The 15413-nt window shown below is 69.1% G+C and carries 25 protein-coding genes; 8 read left to right on the forward strand and 17 right to left on the reverse strand.

Annotation, left to right across the window (positions count from 1 at the left end; genetic code table 11):
- Positions 1 to 5: 5 nt before the first annotated feature.
- Positions 6 to 638: a class I SAM-dependent methyltransferase gene (locus ElP_RS16955; protein ID WP_145271262.1), complete on the reverse strand. Its 633-nt coding sequence runs from the start codon at positions 636 to 638 to the stop codon at positions 6 to 8.
- Between the two features lie 231 nt (positions 639 to 869).
- Here ElP_RS16955 and ElP_RS16960 point away from each other — a divergent pair, with 231 nt between their 5' ends.
- The 3 genes from ElP_RS16960 to ElP_RS16970 all read left to right on the forward strand — a co-directional run bounded on the left by ElP_RS16960 (position 870) and on the right by ElP_RS16970 (position 2776).
- Positions 870 to 1568 carry a polyamine aminopropyltransferase gene (locus tag ElP_RS16960; protein WP_145271264.1) on the forward strand — a complete coding sequence of 233 codons (699 nt, stop codon included), beginning with the start codon at positions 870 to 872 and terminating at the stop codon, positions 1566 to 1568.
- Positions 1569 to 2017: 449 nt separating this feature from the next.
- Positions 2018 to 2296, forward strand: a complete 279-nt coding sequence (locus tag ElP_RS16965) for a hypothetical protein (RefSeq protein ID WP_145271266.1) — start codon at positions 2018 to 2020, stop codon at positions 2294 to 2296.
- Between the two features lie 294 nt (positions 2297 to 2590).
- Entirely contained in the window at positions 2591 to 2776 is a 186-nt protein-coding gene (locus tag ElP_RS16970) for a carbon storage regulator (protein ID WP_145271268.1), read from the forward strand.
- A 134-nt stretch (positions 2777 to 2910) separates the two neighbouring features.
- Here the strand turns inward: ElP_RS16970 and ElP_RS16975 are convergent, their stop codons facing one another.
- The 12 genes from ElP_RS16975 to ElP_RS17025 form a co-directional block, all read right to left on the reverse strand.
- Positions 2911 to 3264, reverse strand: coding sequence for a hypothetical protein (locus tag ElP_RS16975; RefSeq protein WP_145271269.1), 354 nt, complete (start codon positions 3262 to 3264; stop codon positions 2911 to 2913).
- 29 nt (positions 3265 to 3293) lie between these two features.
- On the reverse strand, positions 3294 to 3563 hold the full coding sequence (locus ElP_RS16980) for a hypothetical protein (RefSeq protein WP_145271271.1): 270 nt from the start codon (positions 3561 to 3563) through the stop codon (positions 3294 to 3296).
- 3 nt (positions 3564 to 3566) lie between these two features.
- Complete coding sequence (locus tag ElP_RS16985) at positions 3567 to 4109, reverse strand: hypothetical protein (RefSeq protein WP_145271273.1); 543 nt, start codon at positions 4107 to 4109, stop codon at positions 3567 to 3569.
- Positions 4110 to 4128: 19 nt separating this feature from the next.
- Entirely contained in the window at positions 4129 to 4671 is a 543-nt protein-coding gene (locus ElP_RS16990) for a helix-turn-helix domain-containing protein (RefSeq protein WP_145271275.1), read from the reverse strand.
- 34 nt (positions 4672 to 4705) lie between these two features.
- Complete coding sequence (locus ElP_RS16995; protein WP_231749837.1) at positions 4706 to 5644, reverse strand: ISAzo13 family transposase; 939 nt, start codon at positions 5642 to 5644, stop codon at positions 4706 to 4708.
- The gene (locus ElP_RS39710; protein WP_231749893.1) at positions 5641 to 5889 is read right to left on the reverse strand and encodes a hypothetical protein; all 249 of its coding nucleotides are present in this window, start codon (positions 5887 to 5889) and stop codon (positions 5641 to 5643) included. Before ElP_RS39710 ends, ElP_RS16995 begins: the two co-directional genes overlap by 4 nt.
- Before the next feature lie 189 nt (positions 5890 to 6078).
- A complete protein-coding gene (locus ElP_RS17000; RefSeq protein WP_145271279.1) occupies positions 6079 to 6375 on the reverse strand; it encodes a hypothetical protein in 297 nt (98 codons plus the stop codon).
- Between the two features lie 23 nt (positions 6376 to 6398).
- Entirely contained in the window at positions 6399 to 7262 is an 864-nt protein-coding gene (locus ElP_RS17005; protein WP_145271281.1) for a hypothetical protein, read from the reverse strand.
- Positions 7263 to 7538: 276 nt separating this feature from the next.
- Positions 7539 to 7994 (reverse strand): hypothetical protein, encoded by a 456-nt coding sequence (locus tag ElP_RS17010; protein ID WP_145271283.1) that lies wholly within the window; start codon positions 7992 to 7994, stop codon positions 7539 to 7541.
- Between the two features lie 43 nt (positions 7995 to 8037).
- On the reverse strand, positions 8038 to 8541 hold the full coding sequence (locus tag ElP_RS17015; protein ID WP_145271285.1) for a hypothetical protein: 504 nt from the start codon (positions 8539 to 8541) through the stop codon (positions 8038 to 8040).
- A 75-nt stretch (positions 8542 to 8616) separates the two neighbouring features.
- Positions 8617 to 8823: a hypothetical protein gene (locus tag ElP_RS17020; RefSeq protein ID WP_145271287.1), complete on the reverse strand. Its 207-nt coding sequence runs from the start codon at positions 8821 to 8823 to the stop codon at positions 8617 to 8619.
- A gap of 100 nt (positions 8824 to 8923) precedes the next feature.
- A complete protein-coding gene (locus tag ElP_RS17025; RefSeq protein ID WP_145271289.1) occupies positions 8924 to 9247 on the reverse strand; it encodes a thioredoxin family protein in 324 nt (107 codons plus the stop codon).
- 169 nt (positions 9248 to 9416) lie between these two features.
- Between ElP_RS17025 and ElP_RS38220 the strand changes: the two genes are divergently transcribed.
- The 4 genes from ElP_RS38220 to ElP_RS17040 are packed head-to-tail and all read left to right on the forward strand — an operon-like array spanning position 9417 to position 11268.
- Positions 9417 to 9707, forward strand: coding sequence for a hypothetical protein (locus ElP_RS38220; RefSeq protein WP_197447063.1), 291 nt, complete (start codon positions 9417 to 9419; stop codon positions 9705 to 9707).
- A gap of 1 nt (position 9708) precedes the next feature.
- Positions 9709 to 10092, forward strand: a complete 384-nt coding sequence (locus tag ElP_RS17030; RefSeq protein WP_197447064.1) for a dihydrofolate reductase family protein — start codon at positions 9709 to 9711, stop codon at positions 10090 to 10092.
- A 36-nt stretch (positions 10093 to 10128) separates the two neighbouring features.
- A complete protein-coding gene (locus ElP_RS17035) occupies positions 10129 to 10650 on the forward strand; it encodes an SRPBCC family protein (protein ID WP_145271294.1) in 522 nt (173 codons plus the stop codon).
- 27 nt (positions 10651 to 10677) lie between these two features.
- Positions 10678 to 11268, forward strand: coding sequence for a DJ-1/PfpI family protein (locus ElP_RS17040; RefSeq protein ID WP_145271296.1), 591 nt, complete (start codon positions 10678 to 10680; stop codon positions 11266 to 11268).
- 60 nt (positions 11269 to 11328) lie between these two features.
- On the opposite strand, the gene ElP_RS17045 is transcribed toward ElP_RS17040, so the two are convergent.
- From ElP_RS17045 to ElP_RS38225, 4 genes are all read right to left on the reverse strand, one after another.
- A complete protein-coding gene (locus tag ElP_RS17045; RefSeq protein WP_145271298.1) occupies positions 11329 to 11994 on the reverse strand; it encodes a hypothetical protein in 666 nt (221 codons plus the stop codon).
- Positions 11995 to 12256: 262 nt separating this feature from the next.
- Positions 12257 to 13291 carry an NADP-dependent oxidoreductase gene (locus tag ElP_RS17055; protein WP_145271302.1) on the reverse strand — a complete coding sequence of 345 codons (1035 nt, stop codon included), beginning with the start codon at positions 13289 to 13291 and terminating at the stop codon, positions 12257 to 12259.
- A 40-nt stretch (positions 13292 to 13331) separates the two neighbouring features.
- Complete coding sequence (locus ElP_RS17060; RefSeq protein ID WP_145271304.1) at positions 13332 to 13565, reverse strand: hypothetical protein; 234 nt, start codon at positions 13563 to 13565, stop codon at positions 13332 to 13334.
- A gap of 92 nt (positions 13566 to 13657) precedes the next feature.
- Positions 13658 to 14134, reverse strand: coding sequence for a VOC family protein (locus tag ElP_RS38225; RefSeq protein ID WP_197447065.1), 477 nt, complete (start codon positions 14132 to 14134; stop codon positions 13658 to 13660).
- 335 nt (positions 14135 to 14469) lie between these two features.
- Here ElP_RS38225 and ElP_RS17070 point away from each other — a divergent pair, with 335 nt between their 5' ends.
- On the forward strand, positions 14470 to 15408 hold the full coding sequence (locus ElP_RS17070) for an ARPP-1 family domain-containing protein (RefSeq protein WP_390836024.1): 939 nt from the start codon (positions 14470 to 14472) through the stop codon (positions 15406 to 15408).
- The last annotated feature ends 5 nt before the right edge of the window (positions 15409 to 15413 follow it).

Below are 15413 nucleotides of genomic sequence, written 5' to 3' on the forward strand. Positions count from 1 at the left end.
CCCGCTCACCGCTTTTGCAGGAGTAGCACGTCCCGATCCACGCGCTCGACCGCCAGGCCGAATCGCACCCCCAGCCACTCGAAGGTGGCAGGGCTGTAGAAGCTGACGTGGGTCGGGTCGTCCTTGTAGTGCCAGGCGGCGAAGCGCTCCCGGGAGATCACCAGCTTCGTCATGATGCCCAGCCAGCCGCCGGGCCGCACCAACGCCGTCAGCCGGCCCCAATCCTCGGCGGGCCGGCGGAAGTGCTCGACGACCTCCGTGCAGGTGACGAAATCATAGTGCCGCCCCAACGCACCCGGATTCGGCCTGTAGAGCGGGTCGTGGACCTCCATGTGCATCCCGGCCTCCTCCAGCATGACCGAGAGGGTCGGACCCGGGCCGCAGCCGTAGTCCAGCCCCCGCATCCCCGGGCTCAATCGGCCCAGCAGCGGCCCGGCCAGGCGGCCGAGGAAGCGGCGATACCCCCGATCCGCCGGGTCGTTCTCGTGGAGGTCGTAGTAGGCCCGCTCAGCCGCCGCATCCAGGTGGCTCCCCGGGTCGGCGGAAACCAGATCGCACCGGGCGCAATGGAAGTAGGCGCGTCGTCGGTCCTCGACGTACGGCTCGACCCGGCGGGAGCAGAGGGGGCAATGGAGCATGCCGGGGCGGTCCTTGGCATCCGGTGGGGCGCGGCGGGAATGGCTTCAGGGAGCGGGTCGTCGGGTATCCCGCCCCCAGATCGGGTAGGATCGGTCGAGAGCCGTCCGGGGCGGTCGGCATCCGAGGCGGCTGTCATCCCCGCCCGGCGCGGGCTCCTCCTGCCCGGCCCGCCCTTCCTCGTGAGTCGGCATCAGGCCGCACACGACACCACCGGACCGGCCAACACGCCCATGAAGCCCCACGGGATCGAAATCCTCGCCCACGAGCCGACCGACCTGGGCCCCCTCTGCCTGCGGCGGCGAGAGATGCTGTCCGAGCCGGGGACGATCGTAACCGAGGTGACCCTCGACCACCAATTCCTGATGAGCAGCCTGCACACGGACTCGGAGCGGGTGCTGGCGACGATCGGCCTGGAGATGCACGGGGATGCGGCAGGGTTGGATGTCCTGGTCGGGGGCCTCGGGCTGGGCTACACGGCCCACGCGCTGCTGGGGTCGGATCGGGTGGCGCGGGTCGAGGTCGTCGAGTACCTGCCGCAGGTCATCGGCTGGATCGGCCGGGGCCTGCTGCCGCTCTCCGACGCACTGGCCGCCGACCCGAGGCTGGGCGTGGCCCGGGGGGATGTCTACGCCCGGCTGGGCTCGGCCCCGGCCCGGGCCCACGACCTGATCCTGATCGACGTGGACCACTCCCCCGACGACCGGCTGGCCGGCGGCCAGGCGTCGTTCTACGGCGCCCGGGGGCTGAGGGCGGCCCGGGAGCACCTGGCCCCCGGGGGCGTCCTGGGGGTCTGGTCGTATGCGGAGAGTTCCCCCTTCGTGGATGCCCTGCACGAGGTCTTCGGCGAGGTGCGGGTCGAGGGCGTCACGCATCGGAACCGCCACGTCGATGAGGATTGCACCGACGGGCTGTTCTTCGCCCGCGCGTAGGGCCTTCGCCTCCCTTGCCGACGTGATGCCCCGGATCACCCTCGATCGGCCTCTGCTCGCCCATGCCCGCATGCGGGGGGATCGGGCGATCTTCGGCCGATTCGGCGGCTCATCCCGGGAGGTATCAGGTGCGTCCGGCGCCTCGGACTCTCGGAAGACGAAACCCGGAAGGTCGCCGAGCTGGAGGGCCGGTCTGTCGGCTATCCCCGGGCCGGTGGACGACTTCCCCGATTTTCGGCATTCATGTTTGTGTGAATTTGCGAGTATCTGGTAGAATTGATTTGTATCGGGACTTCGGACCTCCCCCCGTCATCGAGGTGGGGGACCGACTCGGGGGAGGGAGCCCGGCGTGAGCGAACGAGACCAGCCGGCCGAGAGACGCCCCCCATGACTCGACCCTCGGCAGGATTCCTCGGCCCCGCAGTCGGGCGAGCCCACAGGGAGCGACCATGACCACGGCCCTGCAACGTGACCGGGATGATGAGCTACGACGTGACGTGCGCGACTCGCTGGACGGCCTCATCGGCGAACTGGTGGTCCACTCGCTCGGGAAGCCGGACGACCTGCTCAGGGTGCAGGTCCGTCGGGTGGGGAGCGATCGATACCGGGTGAACGTCTTCGTCGGGAAGGATTTCCTCACGGGCCGGATCGCCGACAGCTTCTTCGTGACGGCCGACGGCGAGGGCAACATCCTCGATTCCTCGCCGGAGATCGCCCGGGTGTATTGACCGGGTGCCCCGATCAGGAGCCGCCGGGCGACCTTCGATGGGCCGCATCGGCGGCGCAAATCCTCCGGGCCCGACGGATGTCGCCCGACCCGCGCCCGCCGTCGGGTCGGCCTCGCCGATGAGGTCGGTGCCCTCCCCGGCATGCACGGGGACCAAGTTCGCAGCCATGTGCCGTTCTCCATCGGCAAATCCAGGTATTTGCAATCTGCCGATCCATTTGCTAAGATCGTCACCGACCCCCGGGGCGGGTTGCCGAATTTGCCCGGGGAGAAGCCACCAGGGAAGGAGTCCTCCATGCTGGTCCTGACCCGCAAGCTCGGCGAGAGGATCGTGATCGGCGATGGGATCGTCGTGACGGTGGTGAAGCTGGAACACGGCCAGGTGCGGCTGGGCATCGAGGCCCCCCGTGAGGTCCCAATCTTCCGGGAGGAGATCGCGCCTCGCCGCCCCTCGCTCCCCCTGGTGCAACCGGGCGTCTGAGGGGTATCTCCTGATCGCCGGGACCGGCCCGGGTCCGGGCGGGGGATACCCGACGGCACCGAGGCGTGCCATCGGTCCGAGTGGGACACGGCATTGGAGCCGTGGGTTCGCACGCCGGCCATCGCGTCCGAGGATCAATCGCATCCCCTCCCGGATCGTGCCACCGGCCTGTCGAGGGTGCGCCCGAGCCTCATCCAGGCCACCGACTTGATCGAGGTGATCGGGATGCGGCGTTCGACGACGCCGGCATGATCCCGGATGCCCAGGTGATCCGCCCCGATCTCGGTGACCTCGTACCCGGCGGGCTGGCCGCCCTCGAACACCGTCACCTCGTAGGCGGTCCCCAGGTCCTTGACGCCGACGGCCTGCCCGACCTCCAGGCCGGCGAAGAGACCATCCGGCTCCCCCTGGGGACGTGCCCCGAGGAGCATCATGCCGGCGACGGCAAGCAGAGCCGCGCCCACCAGTCTCCGGTTCGATTCCTTCATCGAGAATCCTCTCCCGACCGTACCCGGCATCATGCTCCGAGGACGATCCCGTTCAAATGAGGTTCGAGGTGGTGGGACGCTTGCTCGGGGAACCGGTCCAGGCGCCGCAACACTTCGGCCTTGGATACGACGACGTGGCCGACGTGGTGTGGCCCCGCCCGGTAGCGGACGAAGACGAGGCCGGCCTGCTTGATGATTCGCCGAAGCTCCCGGGTCGTCACCAGGCGCCTGACCTGCCAGGGGCCGGTAAACGGCAAGATCGTGGCCCCTGGTTCCTGCTCCGACTCGACTGTCGCCATGGATCATTCTCCCTCGGGGTTGCTGACCAAGAAGTCCCCGACCCGGTACTGGGACCAGTTGCCGACCACGACCACCGCCTCGCTCTCCGGGCCGATATCCAGGCGGCCGAGCACGTCGACCAGCATCGCCTCCCAACCCGGTGGGTCGCCCCAGAGCATGACCACCCGGCAACCGCAGAGCGTGCCGGCTCTGCCGAAGAGGTTCTCCCTCTTGGCAAGCTGCCGGATGGCGTACCAGTCCCAGTTCTCTCGCTTCTCGCCCGTGGGGGCGTGCTGACCCCGGTCATCCAGGGCGAACACGTCGCCAATCGTCACGACCCGCCGGTACACCTCCTCGGCTTCGGGGCCGAAGAACGCCCCGAGCATCCCAGCCGAGTTGGTCATCTGCTCGTGGCCGACATGTCCAGGCTGTACGAACCAGCGTTTGCCGTCGGGGTCGGCATACTTGGAGTAGATGAAGGCGAGTGATCCGACCTGGCCCCTGATCTCGTCCGGTCCTCGGTTGATCAATCGGGGTTCGAAGACCTGGACTTCCTCCGGCGGCATCGCAGGTTGTCCTCCTCGGTCAATTCCCCGGCTCGTCGATCGGTCGCAGGACCTCGCCACCATCAAAGTTGAGTTGACACCTCCGGCTGCCGAACACGGCGTACGGCATGCAGGCCACGTCGGGCGTTGCCTCCCGTCGCTCATAGGCTTGGCCCCTGGCGTCGAAGTAGACCGACAGGCGCCGGGACAGGGCCAGAGAGACCATCAGGCCCCGCTCTCGGGCAACCCGGCTGGCGTAGGCTTCCGCCGCCTCGGGTTCGAGGTCGTCTTCAGGCAACTCGACCCTCTGGTACGCACAAGCCGTCCACCGGAGGACGAGATAGGGCCGGATCGGCTCGTCGGCCCAGGCCAGCCAATCCCGGTAGTCCTCGGCGGCAAGCCGGCGAACCTCGTCTGGGCTGACCTCCAACGCCTCGGCGAGCTTGCCGAGCAGGTCAGGGGCAACCTTGCCGCCGGCCTCGAATGCCAGGATTCGGTTGCTGCCCCGGCTGAGGTTCTTGTAACCGACCAACCGGGCCAGTTGCCCGGTGGTCAGGTTCCGCTCCTGTCGCTTAGGAGCCATCCAAGAATAAGTTCCGAGTTCCTCTTGGCCCATATCAATGCAGCACTTGCGGCTGCCGTGGGCTGATGGTGTCGTTCCAGTCCGGGCAGACCTCATGCCGCTCCCGGTCCAGCCGCTCCATCACGGCGGCGGGCACCTTCACCTTCGTCGGATATTCCGCCCGGTCCAGGCTCGCCGTCACTCCCGCCCCGCCGACCTCCGTCCCACGGGCCCAGCCGAGCATCGCCTCCAGGCTTCGCAACGGCTGCCCGGCCCAATTGATGCTCACCGGCCCGAAGAGCCGATGCTCCACCGGGTTCCACTTCGACGCCCCGGTCGGGTAGTGGCAGACCGTCACGTGGAGCCCGTAGCGGTCGGCGATCCGCTCCTGCAGCCGGGCCTTCCAGAGCCGGGGGCGATGGCCGTTGCTGCCGCCGCCGTCGGCCAGGATCAGCAGCTCGTCGGCCCCCCGGTATCGCTCCGAGCCGTGGCGTGCCCACCACGAGCCGATCGCCTCGACGGCGAAGGCCGGCGTATCCGCCGAGGTGCCGACGCAGACGTGCCCCCGGCCCGAGAGCACGTCGCAGATGCCGTAGGGGGTCGCCCGGCACTCGGCATCGCTGAGGAAGTCATAGACATTGACCTCCTCGGGCTCTCGGAGCCAGGCGGCCCCGGCGTTCTTGAAGTTGCCGACCAGTTCCTTCTTCTTGCTATCGACGCCGATGATCGGCTGCCCCAGGCCCTCGAAGATGGCGATCCGCTCGTCGATGTTGCGGGACTGCCGGTCCCGGTCGGGGTGATCCGGCCCGGTGAACCGCTTTCGGTTGACCCGCAACGAGCAGTCCTGATCCCGCAGCAGCCGGGCGATGGTGGTGGGGCTGAGGTCGTGCCCGAGCCGCTCCAGGTCGGCCCCGATGGCCGGGAGGCTGCGGCGGACGAACTCGGTCGGACCCATCGGGTCGCCGCCGGTCGTCGGCTCGACGACGGCGGTCAGGGCCGGGACGACCTCGGGGCTTTTTTTTCGACGGCAGGCCGTCCGCCACCGGGCAAGCGGACCCGATCGCCGGGCCGGCCCTGCAGCGAGTCGGCCAGTTCCCGTCGGCCCCGGCGGATGGTATCGACGTCCAGGCCGGTGATCCGGGACAGGAGGCGACCGCCGCCGTGGCCGACCTTGGAGGATTCGACGGCGGCGTACCAGCGGCGTTGCTGCTCGTCGAGCCGGCTCATCAGGAGGTTCATCCGGCGATGGATCTCCTGATCGGGATGTGGCTCGGGGCCGGTACAGGAGGGGCACTGGCACGGATGGACGTCACGCTGGGGCATGGACGCGCCTTCCCTGTGGTCTCGTCGGAGTCCATGTCATCCTACCAGAAAACTGGAACTTGATCCTGGATGGCCCCTTACGCCTGAAGAAGTCGCCCAGATGGCTCATGATTCACCTCCGGGCTCGGGATGGCCGCCCGACAGTCGGGGCGTGACGACCCGCTCGATGTAGTCCCGCTCCTCGGGCGTGACGGGCTCGTCCTCGGCCCCTCCCTCGTCCTGGTGGCGGGCGAAGAACGGGCAGCGGTCATTGGGGCAGTACCCCCAGTCGTCGAGGTCCACGTCGCAGCGGGAGCACGTCGCCCCCCGGTAAAACTCGGCGCTGCACCGCCTGCAAATCCCGTCAGGTCCCAGGACCCTCCGTTTCTCGCACTCCGGACAGCGTTCCCGCTTGCTCCTCATGGCCGATCCCCCGCTTGCTCGATTCATGGTAATTCCGGAACCGTGCTCTCTCGGACCAAACCAAGGAGGATTGACACCTTCTCGAACAACACGGCGAACAAGTAGTGGGGCATCAGTTCGGTGTACCCGCTCATCAGCAGGGCCGGGTGCCCCAGCAGGCCGGGCATCTCGTCGAAGTGGTTGTTCGCCAGGCCCCCCAGGGCATGCAGCAGGGCGTTGTTGAGGATTCGGAGGAAGTGGCCGTCGATCTCCTCCAGCCGCCCTGTCCGCTCCTCGGCGGTGATCCTCCGGTCGGAGAGGACTCGCCTGCGGTAGGTCTCGGGGTCGAGCAGGTACATGGCCAGCCCCGGGTCGGCGTCGGCCACGATGGGGGCGACCAGGCAGAGGGCGTTCCAGAGCAGGGCGTCGTCCACGGGCAGGCCCAGCAGCCAGCGCCGCAGGCGGGGCAGGTCGGACAGCAGCACCTCGACGGCTTCGCCATCGTCCTCGACCCCCATCCGGTACAGGGTGTCTCCCGCAGCCATGTCCCAGTCCAAAAACAGCATGACCCGCCAGACGATCCGGCCGCCCCGGACGGAGAACGAAGCCTTTGCCGGCTGGTACATGAACGGCTCGAAGGTTGCCAGATCAAGCCCGGGGGCAATGCCCCGCCCCGCACTGTCGGGGAGTGCCTCGATCAGCCTCGTCGCCGCCCGCTGCCAGTCCCGCTGCCGGTGAATCATCCGGGCGAGCGGGTTCCGGGAGGCGTCGGCGTCGGCGTCGGCCCGCTCCGGGTTGATACCCCCCGGCCGATAGAACACCGGCAGGATCGAGTCCCGGAACAGCAGCAATTCGCCCCGCACCCGCTCGACCTCGGCTTCGAGGTCGATCCTCTCATTCCCTGCCATCGGCGTCCCCCCTCTCGAAAAACGCATCAACAATCGGTCTTCCGACGCCCCCATCGCTGCCTGGCCACCTGCCCGGCCCCCGACGGCGGGTACGGACTCCACGTCCAGAACCGCAGGATTCCGAGGACGACCTCCCCGAAACAGTCCCGGCACAGAGTCAACTGCTCCTCGATGTGCCTCTGGTCTGTCTCAGCCGTCCGATAGTTCAGAGGGTCGCCGCAGGCCCGGCAGATCGGGGCGGGGCTCGACTTGGCGGCCATCGGAGCACATCCCTGCTCAAGTCGCCCCGTGCTCGGGTCGTTTGTCATGGACTGCCTCGTCCCCGGGACACAACCTCACCGTCTCCGGATCGATGACGATCAGCGAATCGACGAACGACCGATCCGGGCGAAACCGCACTTGCCGCAGGCCAACCGCAAGGGCGTCCCGGAGGAGCCGCTCGACATCCTCTAGGTCTGGACCGCCGAGGGTCGTGACCTCGATTTTGAACGTGAGTCGCTGCTCGGACTCCAGCGACGGCTCCCTACGTGCGAGGCTCTCGATTTCGACCTCGGCATCCCCCCGGTCGAAGAAGAGGCGAGCCGGGCGCCGGTCATAGCTCCAGGGGAAGGCCCCCTCCCCGGTGTAGTAGTAGGGCTCGTCCCGGAGTTGGTCGTCCCGGATGACGAAGCGGTGGTGCCCGGCCGTGCCGAATCTGCGGACCTGATATCTGCCCTTGGTGATTTTGGCCATGGGACATCTCCGGTGGTGCGTAGTTCTCCAAGCCGGGCCGGGCTCAGGCGGCCACGGCCTTCCGTCGCCTCGAAGCCTTCCTGGTGTAATAGCGGGCCAGCTTGGCGACCGGCTGGCTGCGGGCCAGGACCCGGGTGTTCTCCGGGGTCGGCTCGTCCAGGTACGCCCGGGTGGGGACCCGGACCTCGACATGCCAGGTGTACCGGCGGTCGTCGCCGACGACGGGCCGGACCACGTAGAGGTAGTCCAGGTCGCCGTAGAGCCGGCCCTCGTCCAGGAGGGGGTAGGTGTCCACCTGGAGGCCCTTGGGTTCGGTCGAGCAGAACAGGCTGGCGGCGTACCCGGCCCTGCCCATCTTCCAGCTTTCGTCGTACTCCTTCTCGGGCCAGGCCACGCCCTTGACTGGCGTCCGGCCCAGGTCGTTCGCCCGGAGCAGCAAGGGGACGATCCAATGCGGATCGCCGCCGCCGTGGGCGAAGACGTAGGTGCCCCGCTCGTTGGCGTCCTGGCCGTTGCCCGGGAACCAGACCATTGCTCGAACTGACATGGGAAGCTCCTCGGGGTGCTCGACAGACACGACCTCGCCAGCAGTGTTCGTTTGTCCCCAATGGGTGTTGCTCGATCACGACACCAGGAGCCCGTCGGCGGTGACGCCTCCGGCGAGGTCGGCCGCGTACCGGTGCTCGACGACCAGTGCATCCCCGAGGTAGGCGTGCTCGTCACCCTCCGGGTAGTGCTTTGCGAGCCAGACCCGGCCCAAGTCGCTGACCGGGAGAACCAGTACGAGAGAGCCGTGGGGCTCGACGATCAGGCCGGCGTTGTCGCTCATACGATCCTCCGGTTCCTCCCCTTGCGTTCGAGGGAGGGAAGGGTTCACGGACGACTTGGGATCGGGGTCGCCGCTATGACGACGGCGACCCCGAGACCCGCTACTCGACCCCGGCCTGCCCAAGCAGTCGCCGGTACTGCTGCTCGGACCGGAGCCCGACCAGCCGCCCGACCTCGTTGCCGCCCCGGAAGGCGACGACCGTCGGGACGGAGGAGACCCCGAGGGCAGTGGCGACCTCGACCCCCTCGGCGATGTTCAGCTTCAGGACCTTGGCCTTGCCCCCGTACTCGCCGGCGAGCCGGTCGATCAGCGGAGCGAGCGCCTGGCAGGGATTGCAGTGCTTCGAGTAGAGGTCTACCAGCACGGGGACCGGGGATCGGAGGACCTCGGCCTCCCAGTCGGCTCCTCGGATTTGTCGGGCCACGGGCGTTGCTCCTTGTTGACTTGTGCTGACCGGTCATCGGAGACCCGGGGCGAGAGGGTTCGAGAACTCGTTTCCCGGGGCGCGAACCTTCGGAGGCCATGGCGGGTCTTCACCTGGCTCCGACCCCCGATGGAGGCGAGCGACACCCGAAGGACGAGAGGAGGACGCCATGCGAGCCGAGATCAACAAACCCACGTTGGCCGAGTTGTGGCGCGTCCTCTCCACGATCCTGGAGTGCCTGGGCGTCGAGGATGCGCCCGCCGTGGCCCGGGGACTTGCGGTCGCCGCCCTGATGGGGCGTACCGCCGAGGCCCATGGGGTCTGTGTCGAGCGGAAAGGCGAGGTCGTGCTCGTCTGCGCCGTCGTCCCTGCCGAGGTGGCGGGTGTGCCGGGGATGGCCCGTTGCGATCGGACCTGCCGTAAGGCCCGGCCCCGCAGGCGTGCCATGGTGGCAAGCTGAGGTGGGCCTGCGGGAGGGGAAGACCAGCCCCTACCCGAAGATGGAGCAATACCTCTTCTCCCGGACGATGACCACCAGCCCCGACCAGGCCGTCCGGCTCGTCTCCGACGATGCGGCCGGGCTGGTGTCCCGGCTGAAGGAGGAGGGTGGGAAGGACATCTGGCGCTGCGGCGGCTCGCAACTGGCCGGGACGCTCCTGGGCGCCTCGCTGATCGACGAGTTCCGGGTGAAGCTCAACCCGGTGATCTTCGGCTCCGGCATCCCGATTGTGCCCGCCGCCGCCGGCACGATCCCCCTCCGATTGACCGACACCCGGGCGTTCCCCAGCGGTATCCTCATCCTCCGGTACGAGGTCGTCGGGCGGGAGACAGGCGGGGCAACCTGACCCGGGTCGTCGGCGACCGCACAGGAGTCCCCGGAGTTGAAGCCGATCACCTTCTCGTGCGAGGCGAGGCTTGGGCTCACCCCCGAGGAGATCGCCCGCCTCATCCTCGATCTCGACCGCTGGCCCGACTTCGAGGGCTACGGGCCGCTGCCGGGGATCAGGGCGGCTGCGTTCGAGGCCCGGACACCCGAGGTCGTCGGCACCGTGATTCGGGTATCGAACACGGACGGGTCGAGCCACACGGAGGAGGTCGTCGAGTGGGACCCGGAACGGCGGCTCCGACTCCGCATGGGAGGCTTCTCGCCGCCGCTGTCCCGACTGGCGACCGGCTTCGACGAGACCTGGGAGTTCGAGCAAGGCGCCGGGCTCACCCGGGTCGTCCGCTCGTTCGCCCTCCATCCCCGGTCGTCTGCCGGTCGCCCATTCCTCCGGCTGATCTCCCTGCTGCTCCGGAGGGCCATCGCCCGGCATCTCCGACAGATGAAGGAGGCTGGGAGAACCGACCAGAATCCGCTCGCCCCGCAGGCGAACGAGGCAGGCAGAACGTCCGGCTCGTGATCGATCCCCCCTGATGGAGCATGCCCGATGACCCGCCGAGTCGGCATCCTGGTCTTCCCCGAGGTCGAGGTCTTCTCCGTCGCCCGTCTGGAAGAGGACCGCAGGCGAGAGGAGCCGTCCCCCTACGAGGTCGTCCTCGTCGCCGAGTCCCCAGGCGTGGTCGTCGCCACGGGCGGGCTGAAGGTCGTGCCCGACCACGACCTGGACGACTGCCCGCCGCTGGATTTGCTCGTGGTCCCGGGCGGCTGGGGCACCCGCCAGCAGATCGACAACGAGCGGCTCCTGGCCTGGGTCGCCGAGCGTGCCGGTCAGGTCGAGCTTCTGGCCTCCGTCTGCACCGGGTCGATGCTGCTGGGCAAGGCCGGGTTGCTGGACGGCCGGCGGGCCACGACCCACTGGATGGTCCTGGACTGGATGCGGGAGTCGTTCCCCGAGGTTACGGTCCTGGACGACCAGCACGTCGTCGATGAGGGAGATGTCATCACCTCGGCGGGCATCTCGGCGGGCATCGACATGGCGTTGCGGGTCGTCGCCCGGCACCACGGCGAGGCGGTGGCGCGGGCCACGGCCCGGTTCATGGAATACCCCTTCCCGGAGGACAACCGGCGGCGGGTGTGATCCTCAACCAGGACGAGACCCGATGCGACCTGGGCTGCAGCATGGCTGACCGGTCCTCCGTCACCGTGCCACACGCCCTACCGCCGACCGTCTGGACAGCCCATAGATCAGCGCGGCGGCGATCAGGCAGCCGATGAGGTTCGCCACCAGGTCCCAGCCCGTGTTGACGTAGCCGCCGACGTTGGTCTCGCTCAGCAGCCTCGTGGCGGCGAACTCGACCACCTCGTTGGCCGCGCCGAACCCCGAACCGGCGGCGACACACAGCGTCAGCAGGCCGACCGTCGGGCGGATCGTGACGCCACGGTCACCGCAGGCCCGCTGCATCCCCTGCCAGCAGATCCAGGTCACCAGCCCGAAGCCGTAGGCGTGGACCAGTTGGTCGTACTTGAGCCGCTCCGGCACGAGCCAGAGGTTGTACAGGACCGGGGACTCGCCGCCGAGGGGCCAGCCCTCGGGCACCGGCATCAGCCCCCCGGCCATGTGGGCGAGCCCCCAGAGGGATAGGCCCCAGAGGACGGCGTCGTGCAGGCCGACCCGCAGGTGGACCAGCGCCACCACAGCGAGGAGGACGGCCATGATGACCAGATACATCAGGAACTCGCCGCTGCCGCCCCGCAGCGAGGCGACCAGCGCCACGCCCATGTAGGCCAGGGTGAAGCCCAGGACCACCCAGGCGGTGCGGGAGAGGCGGGCCGGCTCCGGCTCGGCATGGGCTTCATGGGGCATGGGATGCGGTCCGGAGTCGGGCATGGGCGGGATCGCCTGGGTGTTCGACCGTCGATTTCTGCGGTTCCGGGTCACTGCCCCCCGGGGCTGGCCCGATCCCAGCCTTTAATCTCGGGCCGTAGGCGGCAGCAAGGCGGGGGTGGCCCTGGCGCGGTGGCGAGCCGGTCCACGAGGCTCTCGTCATCCGGCCGTCCAACGGACCTTCATCCCGGGGCCGGGTCGATCCGGGGAGGCGCCGCCCCGTCTCGGCCCCTCCCGACGATCACTGCGTCGGGTCCGAGCCGACCCGGATGATCTTCTTGCCGAAGTTCTCGCCCTTCAGCAGGCCGATCAACTCCCGGGGGGCGTTCTCCAGCCCCTCCGTGATGTCCTCTCGGTATCTGACCCGGCCCTCACGCAGCCAGCCGCCCATGTCGGACACAAAGTCGGGGTACTGCTCGGCGAAGTCCCAGACGATGAAGCCCCGCAGCGTCAGCCGCTTGACGAGGATGGCCTGCATCACCTGGGGGACCCGGTTCGGGCCCTCGGGCAGACCGGAGGCGTTGTAGTAAGCGATTAGGCCGCAGACCGGCACCCGGGCGAAGTCGTTCAAGAGCGGCATCACCGCCTCGAAGACCGCCCCGCCGACGTTCTCGAAGTAGATGTCGATCCCCTCCGGGCAGGCGTCACTCAGGCGCCCGTGCAGGTCCGGCTGGCGGTGGTCGAGGCAAGCGTCGAAGCCCAGTTCCTCCTCGACATGCCGGCACTTCCGCTCGCCCCCGGCGATGCCTATAACCCGGCATCCCTTGATCTTTGCGACCTGCCCGACCACCGAGCCCACCGCCCCGGACGCCGCCGCCACCACCAGCGTCTCGCCGGGCTTCGGCAGGCCGATGTTGAGCAGGCCGGTGTAGGCGGTCAGGCCCGGCATCCCGAGCACCCCCAGCGCGTAGGAGATGGGGCCGTGCGCCGGATCGATCTTCCGCACACCCTCCCCGTCGGAGATCGCGTACTCCTGCCAGCCGGTCCCCGCCAGGACGAGATCGCCCTGCCGGTATTGCGGGAGGTTCGATGCCACGACCTCGCAGACCGTGCCGCCCTCCATGACCGCGCCCACCTCGACGGGCGGCGCGTAGGATGGGCCGGCGTTCATCCGACCGCGCATGTACGGATCGAGGGACAGATAGATTGTGCGGAGCACCATCTGGCCGGGGCCGGGCTCGGGGACCTCGGCCTCGACTAGCCGGAAGTTCTCCGGCGTCGGCTCGCCTTGCGGGCGTGAGGCGAGGAGGACCTGGCGGTTTCGTCCGGCAGTCATGGTCCCTCCTTCGATGTCCGGGGTGAGGTGCCCCTCGGGCTCAGGCGCGGTCGGCCACGCCGGTCACCCCGGCCTCCCGGGCGCAGTGGGCGCAGCAGTAGAACGTGTGGTTGGCCTCGATGCCGTGCCCGATGACTTTGCAGCCGCAGTGGGAGCAGACCGAGGCCAGCTTGTGGATGGCGCACTCGAAGCAATCGAAGACGTGGCGGTGCCCCGCCGTGACGACCTCGAAGGCCAGGTGGTAGTCGTTGCCGCACACCTCGCACTTGGCCATGGCGACCTCCTCGGCGAAGCCCTTGGGATGTCCCCGGGCGGATCGCCGCAAAACCGGCGCCCGGATCGGGCACCCGCTCCGTGGTCCCGACCTCATGACCCGGAGACCTGGACCTCGATGCCGTCCGGGTCCTTGAAGTAGACCCGGCCCCCCTCGCGCCGCACCTCCAGCCCGGCGTCCGTGAGCTTGCGCTCGGCCTCGTCGGCATCGAAGCCCTCGATGCCGTAGCAGTAGTGGTTCAGGCCCGGCTGCTTGCCCCGGAACAGGGTCAGGAAGAAGCCGTCCCCCCGGCCCAGGAAGCAGTTCTCCTCGCCGCCGTCCCGGATGACCTCCAGGCCGAGGTGCTCCTTGTAGAACTCCCGGGAGCGGGGCACGTCACGGACATCCAGGGCGACGTGATCCAGGCCGGTGGCGGCGAAGGTGCTGTCCCGGGCCCGGGCCGCCCCGGCGGCCTGCGGCGTCACGGCCAGGGCCGCCCCCAGGCCCATCAGCCGGGCGGCAAGCTGGCGTCGGGAGAGTTGCCCGCGCTCGAACTGCTCGACGATCCGGTCGGCGATCTCGGGCTGCATCGTTGGCCTCCCTGGGTTCGAGGGGCGATCGAGGAGGGCGGATGTCGGGATCGAGGGTCCCCCTCGCCGCCCCCTGCGATTCTCCCAACGTCGAGCCGGTTCGCATAGGCCATGCCGTCCTGGCTGCCCGTGGTCCGTCTCGGCCTCGAATCCAGGCCGATCGCCACCTTCCCCCGGGGGCCGTGCTCGGGGCCGATTCCCCGACACGCAGGCGAACCCGGGGCGTAATCTCCGGAGGGCCGGGACGAATCCTCTGATGCCCCATCCGACCAGTCCCGTCGCCCCCGATCCGACAGTCGCCGTCGAACTCCCCCTCGGCCCGCCGTGTCCGAGGGATGGGGTCATCCCGGCCCGCACCAGGAGGTTCTCATGCCCACGCTGCCCGAACTCCGTGTCGGCGACCCGATCCGCCACGAGGCCCTGGCCGTCTTCCCCTGTTTACCAACACCGACGGCGGCGTGGACTATCTCCTCTCCGACGAGGCCATCGCCGCCGGCACCGTCGCCGTCGAGGAGGTCAGCGAGGGCGGCTCGGTGCCGAACCTGCTCGTCGAGAACACGGGCGACAGTCGCGTCCTCTTCCTCGAAGGCGAGGAACTGCGCGGGGCCAAGCAGAACCGGGTCCTGAACACTTCCGTCCTGGTCGCCGCCAGGAGCAAGACCACCATCCCGGTCAGTTGCGTCGAGCAAGGCCGCTGGCGGTATCGCAGCCGGCAGTTCGGCCACGGGGGCAGCCACTCCTCGTCCAAGCTGCGGCACTTCCTGAAGTCCTCGGTGACCCGCTCACTCAAGGAGGAGCGGGGGCACACCTCCGACCAGATGGCCGTCTGGGGGGAGGTCAGCCGGCAGATGGACGCCCTGGGCTCAAGCTCCGAGACGGGGGCGATGGCCGACACCTACGAGAGCTACAAGGGCAAGATGGACGAGTTCCGGGCGCGGCTGGGGTACGTCGAGGGGGCCGTCGGGGTGGCTGTCGCCGTGGGCAAGCAGGTGGTGGCCCTGGACCTGTTCGACAAGGCGGCGACGTGCCGCAAGGTCTGGGACCGGCTGCTGAGCGGGGCGGTGATGGAGGCCCTGGAGGTCGGCAAGGCCGAGGAGCAGGCCGGTCCGGGGGACGTGGAGGCCCTGGTGGCTCGGCTGCGGGGCATGGCCTGGGAGCCGGCCCCGGCGGTTGGCGAGGGTGAGGAATACCGGTCGGATGCCGGGGAGGCCCACGCCTCGGCCCTGCTGGTCGAGGGGTCCGTGGTCCACGGCAGCGTCGTGGTGGCCGGCTGAGCCGA

The organism is Tautonia plasticadhaerens, from assembly GCF_007752535.1.
In the GTDB taxonomy this organism is placed as follows: domain Bacteria; phylum Planctomycetota; class Planctomycetia; order Isosphaerales; family Isosphaeraceae; genus Tautonia; species Tautonia plasticadhaerens.

Bases quoted from the DNA above. Each gene is read 5' to 3' on its own strand.
- ElP_RS38220 (WP_197447063.1), top strand. From the start codon at position 9,417: ATGCGAGCCGAGATCAACAAACCCACGTTGGCCGAGTTGTGGCGCGTC.
- ElP_RS16990 (WP_145271275.1), bottom strand. From the start codon at position 4,671: ATGGCTCCTAAGCGACAGGAGCGGAACCTGACCACCGGGCAACTGGCC.
- ElP_RS16980 (WP_145271271.1), bottom strand. From the start codon at position 3,563: ATGGCGACAGTCGAGTCGGAGCAGGAACCAGGGGCCACGATCTTGCCG.
- ElP_RS17015 (WP_145271285.1), bottom strand. From the start codon at position 8,541: ATGTCAGTTCGAGCAATGGTCTGGTTCCCGGGCAACGGCCAGGACGCC.
- ElP_RS17005 (WP_145271281.1), bottom strand. From the start codon at position 7,262: ATGGCAGGGAATGAGAGGATCGACCTCGAAGCCGAGGTCGAGCGGGTG.
- ElP_RS17000 (WP_145271279.1), bottom strand. From the start codon at position 6,375: ATGAGGAGCAAGCGGGAACGCTGTCCGGAGTGCGAGAAACGGAGGGTC.
- ElP_RS16960 (WP_145271264.1), top strand. From the start codon at position 870: ATGAAGCCCCACGGGATCGAAATCCTCGCCCACGAGCCGACCGACCTG.
- ElP_RS16970 (WP_145271268.1), top strand. From the start codon at position 2,591: ATGCTGGTCCTGACCCGCAAGCTCGGCGAGAGGATCGTGATCGGCGAT.
- ElP_RS16985 (WP_145271273.1), bottom strand. From the start codon at position 4,109: ATGCCGCCGGAGGAAGTCCAGGTCTTCGAACCCCGATTGATCAACCGA.
- ElP_RS39710 (WP_231749893.1), bottom strand. From the start codon at position 5,889: ATGAACCTCCTGATGAGCCGGCTCGACGAGCAGCAACGCCGCTGGTAC.
- ElP_RS17070 (WP_390836024.1), top strand. From the start codon at position 14,470: ATGGGGTCATCCCGGCCCGCACCAGGAGGTTCTCATGCCCACGCTGCC.
- ElP_RS17045 (WP_145271298.1), bottom strand. From the start codon at position 11,994: ATGCCCCATGAAGCCCATGCCGAGCCGGAGCCGGCCCGCCTCTCCCGC.
- ElP_RS16965 (WP_145271266.1), top strand. From the start codon at position 2,018: ATGACCACGGCCCTGCAACGTGACCGGGATGATGAGCTACGACGTGAC.
- ElP_RS16955 (WP_145271262.1), bottom strand. From the start codon at position 638: ATGCTCCATTGCCCCCTCTGCTCCCGCCGGGTCGAGCCGTACGTCGAG.
- ElP_RS17055 (WP_145271302.1), bottom strand. From the start codon at position 13,291: ATGACTGCCGGACGAAACCGCCAGGTCCTCCTCGCCTCACGCCCGCAA.
- ElP_RS17040 (WP_145271296.1), top strand. From the start codon at position 10,678: ATGACCCGCCGAGTCGGCATCCTGGTCTTCCCCGAGGTCGAGGTCTTC.
- ElP_RS17020 (WP_145271287.1), bottom strand. From the start codon at position 8,823: ATGAGCGACAACGCCGGCCTGATCGTCGAGCCCCACGGCTCTCTCGTA.
- ElP_RS16975 (WP_145271269.1), bottom strand. From the start codon at position 3,264: ATGAAGGAATCGAACCGGAGACTGGTGGGCGCGGCTCTGCTTGCCGTC.
- ElP_RS38225 (WP_197447065.1), bottom strand. From the start codon at position 14,134: ATGCAGCCCGAGATCGCCGACCGGATCGTCGAGCAGTTCGAGCGCGGG.
- ElP_RS17010 (WP_145271283.1), bottom strand. From the start codon at position 7,994: ATGGCCAAAATCACCAAGGGCAGATATCAGGTCCGCAGATTCGGCACG.
- ElP_RS17060 (WP_145271304.1), bottom strand. From the start codon at position 13,565: ATGGCCAAGTGCGAGGTGTGCGGCAACGACTACCACCTGGCCTTCGAG.